This window comes from Streptomyces sp. NPDC040432 (genome assembly GCF_055595445.1).
On record NZ_JBVIVP010000001.1, the window covers coordinates 1 to 13,694 of the forward strand.

General features: G+C 72.1%; 15 protein-coding genes. 7 read left to right on the forward strand and 8 right to left on the reverse strand.

The features are described 5' to 3' along the window. Positions 1–191: 191 nt before the first annotated feature. The 5 genes from ACZ58N_RS00005 to ACZ58N_RS00025 form a co-directional block, all read right to left on the reverse strand. Positions 192–767, reverse strand: coding sequence for a hypothetical protein (locus tag ACZ58N_RS00005; protein WP_471153567.1), 576 nt, complete (start codon positions 765–767; stop codon positions 192–194). After that, positions 764–1,570 (reverse strand): thioredoxin family protein, encoded by an 807-nt coding sequence (locus tag ACZ58N_RS00010; RefSeq protein ID WP_471153570.1) that lies wholly within the window; start codon positions 1,568–1,570, stop codon positions 764–766. The genes ACZ58N_RS00005 and ACZ58N_RS00010 overlap by 4 nt, the downstream gene beginning before the upstream one ends. 429 nt (positions 1,571–1,999) lie before the next feature. Continuing rightward, positions 2,000–2,575, reverse strand: coding sequence for a hypothetical protein (locus ACZ58N_RS00015; RefSeq protein WP_471153572.1), 576 nt, complete (start codon positions 2,573–2,575; stop codon positions 2,000–2,002). Between the two features lie 205 nt (positions 2,576–2,780). After that, positions 2,781–3,692, reverse strand: coding sequence for a CAP domain-containing protein (locus ACZ58N_RS00020; protein ID WP_471153574.1), 912 nt, complete (start codon positions 3,690–3,692; stop codon positions 2,781–2,783). A gap of 280 nt (positions 3,693–3,972) precedes the next feature. Continuing rightward, positions 3,973–5,004, reverse strand: coding sequence for a medium chain dehydrogenase/reductase family protein (locus tag ACZ58N_RS00025; protein ID WP_471153576.1), 1,032 nt, complete (start codon positions 5,002–5,004; stop codon positions 3,973–3,975). Positions 5,005–5,163: 159 nt separating this feature from the next. Between ACZ58N_RS00025 and ACZ58N_RS00030 the strand changes: the two genes are divergently transcribed. The 3 genes from ACZ58N_RS00030 to ACZ58N_RS00040 all read left to right on the forward strand — a co-directional run bounded on the left by ACZ58N_RS00030 (position 5,164) and on the right by ACZ58N_RS00040 (position 6,751). Next, positions 5,164–5,868, forward strand: a complete 705-nt coding sequence (locus ACZ58N_RS00030; protein ID WP_471153578.1) for a TetR/AcrR family transcriptional regulator — start codon at positions 5,164–5,166, stop codon at positions 5,866–5,868. Continuing rightward, on the forward strand, positions 5,865–6,188 hold the full coding sequence (locus tag ACZ58N_RS00035; RefSeq protein ID WP_471153581.1) for a putative quinol monooxygenase: 324 nt from the start codon (positions 5,865–5,867) through the stop codon (positions 6,186–6,188). The genes ACZ58N_RS00030 and ACZ58N_RS00035 overlap by 4 nt, the downstream gene beginning before the upstream one ends. Positions 6,189–6,385: 197 nt before the next feature. Continuing rightward, positions 6,386–6,751 (forward strand): PRC-barrel domain-containing protein, encoded by a 366-nt coding sequence (locus tag ACZ58N_RS00040; protein ID WP_471153583.1) that lies wholly within the window; start codon positions 6,386–6,388, stop codon positions 6,749–6,751. Between the two features lie 250 nt (positions 6,752–7,001). On the opposite strand, the gene ACZ58N_RS00045 is transcribed toward ACZ58N_RS00040, so the two are convergent. Continuing rightward, on the reverse strand, positions 7,002–7,574 hold the full coding sequence (locus ACZ58N_RS00045; protein WP_471153585.1) for a GNAT family N-acetyltransferase: 573 nt from the start codon (positions 7,572–7,574) through the stop codon (positions 7,002–7,004). Positions 7,575–7,760: 186 nt separating this feature from the next. On the opposite strand from ACZ58N_RS00045, the gene ACZ58N_RS00050 reads away from it, so the two are divergent. From ACZ58N_RS00050 to ACZ58N_RS00060, 3 genes are all read left to right on the forward strand, one after another. Next, the gene (locus tag ACZ58N_RS00050) at positions 7,761–10,169 is read left to right on the forward strand and encodes an ATP-binding cassette domain-containing protein (RefSeq protein ID WP_471153587.1); all 2,409 of its coding nucleotides are present in this window, start codon (positions 7,761–7,763) and stop codon (positions 10,167–10,169) included. An 87-nt stretch (positions 10,170–10,256) separates the two neighbouring features. Next, on the forward strand, positions 10,257–10,676 hold the full coding sequence (locus tag ACZ58N_RS00055; protein WP_471153589.1) for a GNAT family N-acetyltransferase: 420 nt from the start codon (positions 10,257–10,259) through the stop codon (positions 10,674–10,676). A gap of 304 nt (positions 10,677–10,980) precedes the next feature. Continuing rightward, positions 10,981–11,697: a hypothetical protein gene (locus ACZ58N_RS00060; RefSeq protein WP_471153590.1), complete on the forward strand. Its 717-nt coding sequence runs from the start codon at positions 10,981–10,983 to the stop codon at positions 11,695–11,697. A 40-nt stretch (positions 11,698–11,737) separates the two neighbouring features. Here the strand turns inward: ACZ58N_RS00060 and ACZ58N_RS00065 are convergent, their stop codons facing one another. Both ACZ58N_RS00065 and ACZ58N_RS00070 read right to left on the reverse strand, forming a co-directional pair. Then, positions 11,738–12,073, reverse strand: a complete 336-nt coding sequence (locus ACZ58N_RS00065) for a hypothetical protein (RefSeq protein WP_471153592.1) — start codon at positions 12,071–12,073, stop codon at positions 11,738–11,740. A 195-nt stretch (positions 12,074–12,268) separates the two neighbouring features. Continuing rightward, positions 12,269–12,922, reverse strand: coding sequence for a hypothetical protein (locus ACZ58N_RS00070; RefSeq protein ID WP_471153595.1), 654 nt, complete (start codon positions 12,920–12,922; stop codon positions 12,269–12,271). Between the two features lie 194 nt (positions 12,923–13,116). On the opposite strand from ACZ58N_RS00070, the gene ACZ58N_RS00075 reads away from it, so the two are divergent. Next, positions 13,117–13,653, forward strand: coding sequence for an NUDIX hydrolase (locus tag ACZ58N_RS00075; RefSeq protein WP_471153597.1), 537 nt, complete (start codon positions 13,117–13,119; stop codon positions 13,651–13,653). Positions 13,654–13,694: the final 41 nt, after the last annotated feature.

The following is a 13,694-nucleotide window of genomic DNA, read 5'->3' on the forward strand; positions in this document are numbered from 1 at the left end:
TTTTTGCCTTGTGTGTTTTTGGGGCCGCTTTTGTTTTGGGTTTTCTTTTTCTCCCCGCCCGGCGCGGCGGGAGTGCGTGCCGGACACCGCGAGGCAGACGGGAGTTCGACGACAGGCCCTGGGCCGCGGGAGGTTGTGGGCAGCCGGCGGGCGCCCGGCGGGCGGTACCCGGACCATCGCCGCGCCACGGGTCAGGGCGCGGCGAGCGTCGGCCCGTCGCCGGTGACGCGCAGGTGCACGGGATGGTCGGTGACCGGGATGGTGCAGCCCTCCCGGGTGCTGCAGCTCGCGTAACCGAACAGGACGGTCGCCGCCCCGTCGGCGTCGGCGCGGACGGGCAGGGCGACGGTGACCGGGCCGTCCGGGTAGACGGGAACGGGTGCGTCGACGCCGGGCAGGGTGATGTCGCGCACCTCGGCGGCGGCCTTCGGCCCGCCCTCCGCGGCGAGGGCTCCGGTGACGTTCATCGCGGTGGGCCTGCCCACGCCCTCGATGCCGGTGGCCGGCAGGTCCGTGCTGTAGAGGTGGAAGCCGTCCTCCGGAGTGAACACGGCGGTCAGGGTGCCCTTCGAGGCGTGCCAGTCGGACACGGAGAGGGTGACGGTGACACCGTTCCGGGTGAAGCGGGTCACGGGCGCGGGGGCGTCCGCCGTCGAGGGTTGTCCGCCGCAGGCGGTGAGCGCGGTCAGGGCGAGGAGGGCTGCGGCGGTGCGTGCCCGACGGACGCGCCACACCCGGCGGGACGGGTTCGTGCGCGGCCGTCTCATGACGCCCACCGGCGCAGGAAGGAGTTGATGCCCTCCGCGGTCAGGGGCGGATTGCCCGTGGTGTGGGTGTCGGTGCGCACCGTCCCGGACGGCGAGAGGACCACCAGGACGGGCATCTTGTAACTGCCGCCCCCGGGGCTGTACTTGCCCAGGAGCGCGGAGGCCGCGGAGCTGCTGCCACCGATGTCGACCTTGACCAGGTGGTACGACTCCCCGAGGAGGGCCGCCGTCTGCGGCTGGGCGAACACCTTGTCGGCCGCCTTGCAGTTGCCGCACCAGTTGGCGCCGAAGTCGAGGAGGACCATCCTCCCGTCGGCCTTGGCCGCGCGCAACGCGGCGTCCACCTGCGCCTGTCCGACCGAACTGTCGTAGCCGGGCCCGGGTATCCGGGCGGGCGCGGGGGCGGCGGAGGTCCGGGGCGGCTGGGAGGGGGCGCGGGTGGGGGTGGCCGTCCTGGTCCTGGACGGGGTCGGCGAGGAGCCGGCCGGGGTGCTCGCGGAAGTGGAGGGCGCGGCCGGGGGCGACGTGCTCGGGGACGCAGGCCCGGACGCGGACGCCGACACGGAGGCGTCGACCGACGGGCTTTCGGAGGACGGGGTGTCGGAGGACGGGGTCTGCGGGGACGATCCGGCGACGGACGCGGCGGCGGCGCCGACGGGCGGCGAGGACGTACCGCAGGCTGCGGTCAGCCCCGCGGCGAGCACGGCCACGGCGACCAGCGGCAGGCGCGCCGCGGGACGGGCGGGGGTTCCCGGCTGTGCGTCCCGGTGGGCGCGGACGGATCGGAGCGGGCGAGGACTCATGGCGAAGACACCCCAAGGCACGGTTCGGACGGCGGGAGGGACGGCGACGCCTCCCGACTCGGTGAAACCAGCGGCCCGACGGATCTCCGGGCCGTCACGCCCGGCAGGCCGAGGCCGCTCGGCTGACGCGAGCCTAGGGCTCGGCGGCGACTCGTGGGGCGTCCCGGTCCGATCTTGAGGTTGCCCTAAGGAAGAGCTCATCTTCCGCTTCGGCGGAACCCGTCGATCGGCGTGCGTATGCCGCCACTGGGGCGAAGGTGACGGGAGAGGCGGATGGTGCGGATCGGGCGCGGCGGGGCCGCTCACGTGCCGGGCGGCGGGGGTCGGGGAGCGCGGTGGGGTGAGCGGTGCGGGGCCGGTCGGTGCGGCGATGGATCGGCGGTGCGCTGAGGCGGTGGGCGTTGGGGCCGTGGGGCCGTGGGGCCGTGGTCAGAACGACGTTTCGCGGACGCTCGCCTTCGCCACCGGGTCGACGGTCGCCGTGATGACCGACCGGTGGTCCCCGCCGCTGAACGTGACCGTGAGGGTGTCGTCGGAGGTTTGTGACGTGGTCGCCTTGAAGCCCCGGCCGGGAACCGCCGAGATCAGGCACACGCCACGGGCGCCGTAGCGGACCGTCGCCCTGCCGCCCTGCGAGGGAATGGTGTGCAGCCCCGGGCCGCCCTCCTGGCAGTCGACGGCGGGCTTGGGCGCGGGAGCCCGGGTGGTGGCCGGCGGGGCCTTCGGCGTGGAGGAGGGGGACGCCGAGGGCGACGGCCGCTCCGACGCGGAGGGCGAGCCGCTCCCGGACGGTGACACGGAAGCGGAGGGGGACGGCGGGCCGCTCGACGGGGCCGTCACCGCTTCCCAGGCGGGCGGGGACTCGACGACGGTCGGGGCGGACCGGGCGACCGGGGGCGTGTGCCGGGTCGAGCCGACCACGAACTGGACGGTGGCGAGCACGGCGGTCACGCTGGTGGCCGTGCACGACAGCCATATGAACAGGTAGCGCGGAATTCGGGGCACGGCCCCATAGTGGCCGACGGCTCGGGCCTCCCGTCACCGCCTCCCCCCTTCCGCACCGGCCGTGCCCTCGTGCGCGGCCCCGCACCCGGACCACCGGGCGGACGGGGCCGCGCGAACGCAGACGTCCCCCGGCCCGTGATCGGGTCGGGGGACGTCTGCCGCGCGGCGGCCGTACCTGGGGGCTTGACGGCCGCCGGGACGCTTCCTACTTCGGCGCGCCGAAGTTCTGCGTCCACCAAGGGCCCCCGTCGCCCTTGTGCACGCCTATGCCGATCTCCCGGAACGCGCAGTTGAGAATGTTGGCCCGGTGACCGGAGCTGTTCATCCACGCCTTCATGACCGCGTCGGCGTCGGCCTGACCGCGGGCTATGTTCTCGCCCAGGCGGGACCAGGCGTAGCCGGCGGCTTCCACCCGGCTGGTCATGGTGGACCCGTCGGGCCCGGTGTGGGACATGACGCCGCTGCTCGCCATGGTGTCGCTGTACGCCCTGGCGGCGGCGTTCAGCTTGGAGTTCGCGGTCAGCGGGCCGCAGCCGGCCGTGGCCCGCTCCTTGTTGACCAGTGCGAGGACGGCGGACTCGGAGTCCCCGGAGGTGCTGCCACCGGATCCGCCCGACCCGCCGCTTCCGCCGGAGGTGCCGCCGGAGCCGCCCGAGGTACCGCCGCCCCCGGTGGGGGCGGTCGTACGCGTCGGCTTGCGGGTCTCGGGAGCCTTCGGCTTGGCCGGCGGGGTCGCGTCGGCCGCTGCCGTGGGCTTGGCGGGGGCGGTGGAGTCGGCGGCGTCCGCCGTGGGCGGCGCGGGGGGCAGCGAGCCCGTCGCGGCGGCGGCCTCGGCACTCAAGGAGGGGGAGGGAGAGGCCGGGGTGGAGGTGGGGGACGCCGACGCCCCGCTGCCGCCGGGAACGTCACCGGGGGCCGTCGTCGCGGCCTGCCGACCGGAGGTTCCGTCGGCACGGTCCACACGTGCGCCGCCGTCGGAGTCGGCCACGGCGACGCCGACCGCGACCGCCGCGGCCGCCGACGCCGCGGTGACGGACAGCACGATGCGGGTGCGCACCGTCTTCTTCCGTCGTGCGTCGGTCCGGGACGGCGTTGCGGGAGTTCGGCTGCGACTCATGCCTTTAGCACCTCACAGAGAGAGGGGAGGGGGTGGTGCGTTCGAGACTAGGGCGGTGATCAGCCAAAGGAGCGCCTGGAAGGGGTACTTCACGTTCCCTTAAGGAAGCCCGCAGGATCGGATCAGGGACAACCCGGGTCAAACGTCACGCACATGGCCGGTCGGGCCGAGGAGCACGGACCGACGGGGCGGGGGCGCGGGCGGCGGGTTTCGGGCCGACGGGCCCACGAGCCCCGAAACCCCGAGGTGAGCAAGGGCGTTGAGGTGGACCACCCGCACCTCAGGGCACGAGGACGACCTTGCCGGCGACGGTGCCGGATTCGGCCAGGCGCATCGCCTCGGCGGCGCGGGCGAGCGGGATCTCGGCGGCCACCTTCGCGGTGATGTCGCCGCGCTGGAGGGCCGCGAACACCTGGGTGAGGTCGGAGCGCAGGCGGGCCCGGAAGCGGTCCTTGGCGTAGGCGCGGCCGGCCCAGACGTTGAAGAAGTAGGCGCTGCGACCGTTGGGCAGTGCGTTCCACCACCACACCCGACCCAGGAGCCGCAGGACGGGCCAGGAGCCGGATCCCTCGTCGTCCCGGGTGGCGGCGCTGCCGTACGAGACGAGGGTCCCGCCGGGGGCCAGGAGCCGCCAGGAGTCGATGATCCCGTCGCCGCCGACGTGATCGAAGACCGCGTCCACCCCCGCGGGAGCGAGTGCGCGGACGCGGGCGGCGACGTTGCCCGAGCGGTAGTCGACCGGTTCGACGCCGAGGGCCCGCAGCGCGTCGTGGTGGCGGGTGGACGCGGTGCCGATCACCCGGATTCCCGCGGCGCGCGCCAGTTGGACCAGTATCGATCCGACGCCGCCGTTGGCCCCGTGGACGAGGACGGTGCCCCCGGCGCGGACCCCGGCCTTGCGGTGGAGCATCTGCCAGGCCGTGATGCCGTTGACGACCGCGGTCTCCGCCTCCGCGGCGGTGACGCCCACGGGCACCTCCACCGCGTCGTCGGCGTCCACCACGACATGGCTGGCCCAGCCCCCGGTCTTCGTCATGACGGCCACCCTCCTGCCGAGCAGGTCCGGGTCCGCGCCCGGTCCGGCGGCCTGCACGGTTCCCACCAGGTCATAGCCGGGGACGAACGGGAAATCGGGCTGGTCGTAGTAGCGACCGCGGCGCATCTGCTGCTCCGCGAAGGACACGCCGGTCGCCTCCATGGCGATCAGCAGCTGTCCCGCACCGGGCCGCGGCACGGGCCCGCGGTGCAGTTCCAGCCCTTCCGGCTCGACCTTGCCAGGCAGCAGGACCTCGACGCGCTCGGCGGTGTTCATGCAGATCTCCCGTGTGTTAGCGCTTCTCGTGTTCGTTAGAAGCTATAACCAGAGTGAAGGTCCACAGCGGCACTGTCAAGCGATGGCCCCCATCGAACGCGATAGGTCATGTCGTTGGTGATACGTTCTAACCAACGACTGGATGGAGAGGCGACGGCCATGACCGGAAGCACCACGACCCCGCGCGAGCGGTACCGCCAGCAGGTCCGCACCGAGGTCAAGGAGAAGGCCTGGCAGCAGATCGCCGGGTCCGGCGCCTCCGCCCTGTCGCTCAACGCGATCGCCAAGCAGATGGGCATGAGCGGACCCGCGCTCTACCGGTACTTCGCCGGCCGCGACGAACTGATCACGGAGCTCGTCACGGACGCGTACCGCAGCCTCGCCGACACCTTCGCCGCCGTGACCGACGGCGGCACCGGTCGGGAGCGTCTGGCCCGGCTGGCGGCGGCCCTGCGTGGCTGGGCCCTGGAGGACCCGCACCGCTACTTCCTCATCTACGGAACCCCCATCCCCGGCTACCACGCTCCGGACGACGTCACCGTGATCGCGTCGGAGATGATGTCCGTCCTGCTGGACGCCTGCGCCACGGCCGTCGGGGGCGACGCCGGAACGGATCCCGGGACCGGTACCGGGGTCGGGGCCCACGACCTCGACGCGCACCTGGCCGGGCACCGGGAATGGGCCGCCGACCATCCGGACGCCGCGCCGGCCGCCCTCCGCACGGCCCTGGCCTTCTGGAGCCGCCTGCACGGCGCGCTCTCCCTGGAACTGGCGGGCCACTTCACCGGCATGGGACTGGACCCGGCCCTACTGTTCGCGGCGGAAGTGGATGCACTGACGTCCCCGCCTACAATGACCAAATGATCTTCATTGTGGTGAAATTCGCCGTCAAGCCCGCATACGTCGACCAGTGGCCCGAGCTGGTCTCCGACTTCACCCGCGCCACCCGGGCCGAGCCCGGGAACCTGTGGTTCGAGTGGTCCCGCAGCCTGGAGGAACCCGACACGTACGTCCTCGTGGAGGCGTTCCGGGACGACGCGGCGGAGGCCCACGTCACGTCGGAGCACTTCCGCACCGCCCTGGAGACCATGCGCCCGCTGGTCGCCCGTACGCCGGACATCGTCAGCACCACCATCGAAGGCGCCGTCGGCTGGAGCCGGATGGGCGAACTCCAGGTCGACTGACCTCCCCCACGCCCCTCCGTCGCCGCCCCCCTGTCCGAGCCTTCGAACTTTCGGATTTCCGTCGGACGCGACGTGTACGACCCAACACCCCGGGCAAGCGAGGACTCGGAACGGATGGACATCGTTTCGAAGGACCACCGATACACGGGCGCGGCGGGAGTTCGGCCGCACCAGCAAACCGGAGGAGTTGTTTTCGCGTGACCGAGAACATGTGGAACTACCGTTCGACGTCGGGCCACCTCACGGGCGCCGATCTGTCCGGCTACAAGGTCGAGGCCACGGACGGAAGCATCGGCAAGGTCGACAAGCACAACGACGAGGCCGGCGACGCCTACCTGGTGGTCGACACCGGCGTCTGGATCTTCGGCAAGGAGGTGCTGCTCCCCGCGAGCACGGTGATCAGCATCAACGCGGACGAGGAGCGGATCTACGTGGACCGGACACGGGCGCAGGTCAAGGACGCCCCCGAGTTCCACCGGGACCAGCACCTGACGAGCCCGCAGTACCGCGAGGAGATCGGGATCTACTACGGCATCGGCGGTCCGTTCGGCCGCCCCCTGTAATCCCGACCGACGAGCATTCCGGCCGACAGGCCTTCGCGCGGGGCCCCGACTCGACGAGTCGGGGCCCCGCCGCCGTGCCGTGAGGGACGAGCTCGGCAGGGTGCAGCCGTGGGCCGCGCACGGGAAAACCCGGCCCACGGGACACAGAAAACGGGGAGGGGTGTGTGCCCCGGGCCGGGCCCGGCGGCCGGGAGGCCGCTACCACTCATCGGCCGCCACTCCCAGAATATGCATAAATCAGGCATATCGGTCACCGGAGGGTGAGCCTCATCAGGATCCTCGGGTGGCCCGCCAGCACCGAGGTGGTGTCGGCGACGTGCGAGAACCCCGCGCGCTCGAAGTTCTTCCGGATCCCCGGGTACGCCATCGTGAGATCGACCCGAGCCTCCCCGCTGTCGAGCGGGTAGGCCTCGACCGCCGGCGCCCCATGGGCGCGGGCGAAGGCGACGGCGCCGGCGATGAGGGCGTGCGAGATGCCCTTCCCGCGGTGGCCGGGCCGGACCCGGATGCACCACAAGGACCACACCGGCAGGTCGTCCACCTGCGGAATCGTGCGGCTGCGGGCGAAAGAGGTGTCCGCGCGGGGTGCCACGGCGGCCCACCCGACCGGCTCGTCGCCGTCGTGGGCGAGGACCCCGGGAGGAACCTGCGCACGGCAGAGCTCGGCGACGTGTTCGCCGCGGGCGGGGCCGCGCAGCTCGTTGTTGAGCCTCGACGGGATGCGGTAGCTCAGGCACCAGCACACATTGGCGGTGGCCGACTTCGGGCCGAGCAGGGTCCGGACGTCGGCGAAGACCGAGGCCGGACGAACCTCGATGGTCATGATCCCACCCTCGCACGGCCCGCGGGAGCCCGTCGCGCGTCCCGGGAACCCGTCCGCGACCGGTCACGAATCGAGAAGCCCCGCTCGGCCCGCCCGGGCTAACGTGACGGTCATGAACGCCGGCGCCGCGCCCGGGGCCGACGGGGTCCGCGCCGCAGGCCCCGTACGCACCAGCAGGGAGACACGATGAGCAAGGCCAAGAGGTCGGACGCCCCGGCGTCCGCGTCGCACGTTGCCGACGGTCACGACCTGATCCGCGTCCACGGCGCGCGTGTGAACAACCTCAAGGATGTCAGCGTCGAGCTCCCGAAGCGCCGGCTGACCGTGTTCACCGGCATCTCCGGATCGGGCAAGAGCTCGCTCGTGTTCGGCACGATCGCCGCGGAGTCCCAGCGGCTGATCAACGAGACGTACAGCGCCTTCGTGCAGGGGTTCATGCCGACCCTGGCTCGGCCGGAGGTCGACGTGCTCGAAGGCCTGACGACCGCGATCATCGTCGACCAGCAGCGGATGGGGGCCGACCCGCGTTCCACCGTGGGCACCGCCACCGACGCGAACGCGATGTTGCGCATCCTCTTCAGCCGCCTCGGGCGGCCCCACATCGGCTCGCCGAACGCGTACTCCTTCAACGTGCCCTCAGTCCGGGCGAGCGGCGCCGTCACGGTCGAGCGGGGCGCGGGCACCAGGACCGTCAAGCAGACCTTCAGTCGGACCGGCGGCATGTGCCCGCGCTGCGAGGGCCGGGGATCGGTGTCCGACATCGACCTCACCCAGCTGTACGACGACACCAAGTCGATCTCCGAGGGAGCGTTCACCATTCCCGGCTGGAAGTCGGACAGTTGGTGGACCGTCCGGCTGTACGCGGAATCGGGCTTCCTCGACCCGGACAAGCCGATCCGCAAGTACACGAAGAAGGAGATGCAGGACTTCCTGTACCGGGAGCCGACCAAGGTGAAGGTCGAGGGCGTCAACCTCACCTACGAGGGACTCATCCCGAAGATCCAGAAGTCGTTCCTGTCCAAGGACCGGGAGGCGATGCAGCCGCACATCCGGGCGTTCGTGGACCGGGCCGTCACCTTCACCTCCTGTCCCGAGTGCGGGGGCACCCGACTCAGCGAGGGCGCGCGGTCCTCGAAGATCAAGAAGATCAACATCGCGGAGGCGTGCGCGATGCAGATCAGCGACCTCGCGGTCTGGGTCGCGGGCCTCGACGAGCCCTCGGTGGCGCCGCTGCTCACGACGCTCCGGCAGACCCTCGACTCGTTCGTGGAGATCGGGCTCGGCTACCTCTCGCTCGACCGCGCCTCGGGCACCCTGTCGGGCGGTGAGGCGCAGCGCGTCAAGATGATCCGCCACCTCGGCTCGTCCCTGACCGACACCACCTACGTCTTCGACGAGCCCACCACGGGTCTGCACCCGCACGACATCCAGCGGATGAACGCGTTGCTGCTGCGGCTGCGCGACAAGGGCAACACGGTACTGGTCGTCGAGCACAAGCCGGAGACGATCGCGATCGCCGACCACGTCGTCGACCTCGGACCCGGCGCCGGCGCGGGCGGCGGCACCGTCTGCTTCGAGGGCACCGTGGAGGGACTGCGGAACGGGGGCACGATCACCGGGCGCCACTTCGACGACCGGGCCGCGCTCAAGGAGAGCGTGCGCAAGCCGACCGGCACCCTGGAGATCCGGGGCGCGGCGACGCACAACCTGCGCGACGTCGACGTGGACATCCCGCTCGGCGTGCTCGTCGTCGTCACCGGGGTCGCCGGTTCCGGCAAGAGCTCGCTCGTGCACGGTTCGTTGCCGAGGCATCCGGGGGCCGCGGGCGAGGGCGTGGTGTCCATCGACCAGGGTGCGATCCGCGGCTCGCGGCGCAGCAACCCGGCGACGTACACGGGGTTGCTCGATCCGATCCGCAAGGCGTTCGCCAAGGTCAACGGTGTGAAGCCGGCGTTGTTCAGCGCGAATTCCGAGGGCGCCTGCCCGAACTGCAACGGCGCCGGCGTCATCTACACCGACCTGGCGATGATGGCCGGTGTCGCCACCACCTGCGAGGAGTGCGAGGGCAAGCGGTTCGACGCGTCGGTCCTGGAGTACCGCCTCGGCGGCCGTGACATCAGCGAGGTGCTGGCGATGTCGGTGACGGAGGCCGAGGAGTTCTTCGGTGCGGGCGAGGCGCGCACGCCCGCCGCGCACAGGATCCTGGAGCGGTTGGCGGACGTCGGCCTCGGCTACCTCAGCCTCGGTCAGCCCCTCACGACCCTGTCGGGCGGCGAGCGGCAGCGGCTGAAGCTGGCCACCCACATGGCGGAGAAGGGGGGCGTCTACATCCTCGACGAACCCACCGCCGGCCTGCACCTCGCCGATGTCGAGCAGCTCCTCGGGTTGCTCGACCGGCTCGTCGGGTCGGGGAAGTCCGTCATCGTCGTCGAACACCACCAGGCCGTGATGGCGCACGCCGACTGGATCATCGACCTGGGTCCGGGTGCCGGTCACGACGGCGGCCGGGTCGTCTTCGAGGGCACCCCCTCGGACCTCGTCGCGGACCGCTCCACCCTCACCGGTCAGCACCTCGCGGCGTACGTCGGCGCCTGACCGGCGTCCCCGACGGTCACCGGCCCACCGCCCTGCCCGGGCGGGCGCGCTTGGTGATCGTCGGGCGTCGTCCGTAGCATGTAGCAGGTGACCACTACTAGTGACTCTTACACATTGCAGGCCGAAACCCCCTCGGTGGAGGTCTACCTCAGGCTGCGGTCCGGATCGGGACTGAGCCCCAAGACGCCCGCGATGGCCCGTGCCGGACTGCCCGGAACCTGGCACGGGGTGACCGTGCTGCACGGTGGCGAACCGGTCGGGATGGGCCGGGTCGTGGGCGACGGGGGGTGCTTCTTCCAGATCGTCGACATGTGCGTCCTGCCCGAGCACCAGGGCCGGGGCCTGGGCAAACGGATCATGGAGGAGCTGGTCCGGGAGTTGGAGCAGCGGGCCCCGGACGGCGCGTACGTCTCGCTGATCGCCGACGGTGACGCCCGCCACCTGTACGCGAAGTACGGGTTCCGCCTGACCACGCCCGCCTCCGTCGGCATGCACCGCACCGTCTGAGGCACGGGCGAGCCCATCCGGCTCGCCCCCGTCCCGGACGCACGAAGGCCCCGGTCTCCTTGAGGAGGCCGGGGCCTTGGATCGAGCGCTGGGCAGGCCTTGCACCTGCATTCCCCCACGGGAAGTGGGGTGTCTTTCCTTGGACCACCAACGCGAGTTCCCACCGCCGTGGATCACGGCCGCGAGCACAAGATCAACGATAGCCCATCGATCGGGGTCCGCGTACCGCGCGGATCCGGTGGCCGGGCCCTCGCGGAGCCGTGTGACCATGTCCCCCGACACACACGCACGTCATGGGGGGACCATGCGCACCCGCACCACCACCGTCACGGCCGGTCTGGCCGCCGTCCTGTCGACGCTGCTCGTCCTGACCGGCTGTACGGCGCAGGGCGACGGACCGGGCGCGGCGAAGAGTTCCGCGGCTCCGACGCCCGCGCCGTCGGCCGCGCGGGGCGGCGCCGGGTTCGACGGGCCGCTCCCCCGGGACCAGAACCTGTTGGCCTGGACCGGCGACCCCAACGACGCCGGGCACGTCACGGCCCAGTCGGCGGCCGGGGTGGGCGGCCGGGTCACGCTGGTGCGGATCGTCCTGCGCGAGCAGATCACCTGGTCGAACATCTGGCTGGGCCTCGCCGGGGTGGATCCGAACGCGCAGCTGTCGAACTGCTACCTCGGCGTGTACGACGCCCGCGGCTCCCTGCTCTCGTCGACGGCGGATGTCTCGCCCCTGCTGATGACGGACGCGATCGCCAAGCCGCTGCCCCTCACCAAGCCGTTCACCGCGGCTCCCGGCACCTACTTCATCGCCCTGCTGCTGAACGGCAATTGGGCCACCAACGCCCTCACCCTGAAGGCGACCGGGGCGGGCATCTCCGTCAACGCCGGTCTCACTCCTCCGGAGCTGCGCTACAGCACCCTGCTGACGGGACAGACCTCGCTCCCCACCTCCGTGAACCTCGCCGACCAGTCCACCAGCACCATCAACACCGGCTGGGCCAGCCAGTGGTACGCGATCTCCTGAGCCGTCGGTCGGGGGCGTCGCCACCGGCACGTCGGCGGGGTCAGGACGCCGTCGCGTAGAGGAGGGCGAGGTACGTCACGCCCACGCCCAAACCCGCCCCGCCCACCCGGCGCCACGGAGGGACCGTGCAGACGGCGACGAGGGCGGGTCCCAGCGCGAGCAGGGCCACCTTCACCACCGACGTATCGGGGTACTCCCGCACCGACAGGGGGACGAGCACCGCCGGCGTGCAGCCCTGGAGGAAGAAGCACGCGGCGACCGCGGACCCGCGCGGCACGACGCCCAGGGGCCGCAGCGCCAGGAAGAACACCAGGGGGCACAGGACCAGCCACAGGCCCAGCCCCGCGAAGCCGTAGCCCGGTATGCAGAGGGACACGCTGTCCCGCGCAGGCCTGTTCGTCCGCGTACGTCGCCGACCGCCACAGGACCGTCGCGAGCAACCCGGTGAAAGCGCCGGTGAGGGCCCTGCCCACGACGCGGTGGGTCTTCTCTTCCATGGCTCGACGGTCGCAGCCCCCTGGTCCCGATGTCCTGAGTGCGCGTACTCAGGACATCGGGACCTGCTGCGGCGTCAGGAGCGGGGCGTCCAACGGCGCGGCATGAGACCGCTGCGGCGGGCCGCCTCGTCCTCGGCGGCGGAGCCGCGGCGCGTGCCCGGGGTGGTGCGGACGACGTAGCGGAACGGAAGGCCGCCGGGCGCCGCGAGCATGCCCCCGAATCGGGGGTCGCCCGCGAACCACATACGGTCGGAGTCCTGTCGGGGCGTCACGCTCGGCCCGTCCCAGCCGTCCCAGGGCTGCGGGAACGAGCAGTGGCTGCTGCCGTCCGGTCCCAGCAGGACGACGCGACCGTCCGTCCCCCACCGTCGACCCTGTGCGCGCCGCCCCTCACCGGCGACCACTCGAACCTCCTGCGCACGGCAGGGCCACACCTGCCAGCCGTAGGTGCTCATGGCGAGCCGTTCCTTGCGGCGGGCCCTGCGCCAGAGGAGCCACAGGCCCGCCGTCACCACGAGGACGGGGGCGAACACCGCCGCGGTCACCACGGCCGCCGTGGACGTCGGGCCGACGAGCAGCACGACGGCGACCAGCAGCGCGATCTCCGCCGTGAGGGCCGACACCGCCCGGATGGAACCCCGTTCGCGACGCCGCAGCACCTCCTCGACCCCGGGGGTCTCCAGGGCCGTACCGGGCAACACCTGGTAGCCGTACTCGTGCGCCAACATCACGGTGCTCCGGTCTCGGGTAGGGATGACGAGGAGGATACCGCTGCCTCCCGAATGACCACAGGGCCGGGAGCGACGGGGAACGACGGCGGTCCCCTTTCGGGTGCCGCGCACCGCGAACGGCCCGCGGGGTGCCGCGCTCCACGGCATCGTCGGAGGCTCACGGCCAGGCCGCCCACCCGGAGGAGAACCGGATGACCGACACACCCACCGACGCGCCCGCCGCCGCGGGCTCCGCCGAGGTTCCCGCGCGCCGTGACGCCCCGGTGGCTGCCCGGGAGTACGGCGGGGCCCGGCCCAACATTGTCGGAGTGCACCTGTACCTGCGGCGCGAGGACGGCCGGATCCTGCTCGGGTTGCGCCACCCCGACGTCGGTTACGCGGGCGGCAGCCACCACTTCCTGGCGGGCCATTGCGAGGACGAGGGCGCCCTGGGCTGTCTGATCCGGGAGGCCATGGAGGAGGCCGGGCTCTCGATCGCGGCCGGGGACGTCGAGCTCGTGCACACCGTCCACGTACTTCACCCGGGTGCGGGGGGACCGCCCCGTATGCAGATGGTGTTCCGGGCGCACGCCTGGTCGGGCGTCCCGGAGGTCCGGGAGCCGGACAAGTGCCTGGAGTGGTCCTGGCACGATCCGGCCGACCTCCCCGAACCGATCGTTCCGTACGCGCGGGTCGCGATCGAGGCGATCGGACGGGGTGAGGCGTACTCCGAGATGGGTTGGCCGTAGCCCGGCCCGGTCCGCGGGGCGGGGCCCGTACGGTTTCGGCC

Bases quoted from the DNA above. Each gene is read 5' to 3' on its own strand.
- ACZ58N_RS00045 (WP_471153585.1), bottom strand. From the start codon at position 7,574: ATGACCATCGAGGTTCGTCCGGCCTCGGTCTTCGCCGACGTCCGGACC.
- ACZ58N_RS00020 (WP_471153574.1), bottom strand. From the start codon at position 3,692: ATGAGTCGCAGCCGAACTCCCGCAACGCCGTCCCGGACCGACGCACGA.
- ACZ58N_RS00025 (WP_471153576.1), bottom strand. From the start codon at position 5,004: ATGAACACCGCCGAGCGCGTCGAGGTCCTGCTGCCTGGCAAGGTCGAG.
- ACZ58N_RS00050 (WP_471153587.1), top strand. From the start codon at position 7,761: ATGAGCAAGGCCAAGAGGTCGGACGCCCCGGCGTCCGCGTCGCACGTT.
- ACZ58N_RS00035 (WP_471153581.1), top strand. From the start codon at position 5,865: ATGATCTTCATTGTGGTGAAATTCGCCGTCAAGCCCGCATACGTCGAC.
- ACZ58N_RS00070 (WP_471153595.1), bottom strand. From the start codon at position 12,922: ATGTTGGCGCACGAGTACGGCTACCAGGTGTTGCCCGGTACGGCCCTG.
- ACZ58N_RS00010 (WP_471153570.1), bottom strand. From the start codon at position 1,570: ATGAGTCCTCGCCCGCTCCGATCCGTCCGCGCCCACCGGGACGCACAG.
- ACZ58N_RS00030 (WP_471153578.1), top strand. From the start codon at position 5,164: ATGACCGGAAGCACCACGACCCCGCGCGAGCGGTACCGCCAGCAGGTC.
- ACZ58N_RS00075 (WP_471153597.1), top strand. From the start codon at position 13,117: ATGACCGACACACCCACCGACGCGCCCGCCGCCGCGGGCTCCGCCGAG.
- ACZ58N_RS00060 (WP_471153590.1), top strand. From the start codon at position 10,981: ATGCGCACCCGCACCACCACCGTCACGGCCGGTCTGGCCGCCGTCCTG.
- ACZ58N_RS00005 (WP_471153567.1), bottom strand. From the start codon at position 767: ATGAGACGGCCGCGCACGAACCCGTCCCGCCGGGTGTGGCGCGTCCGT.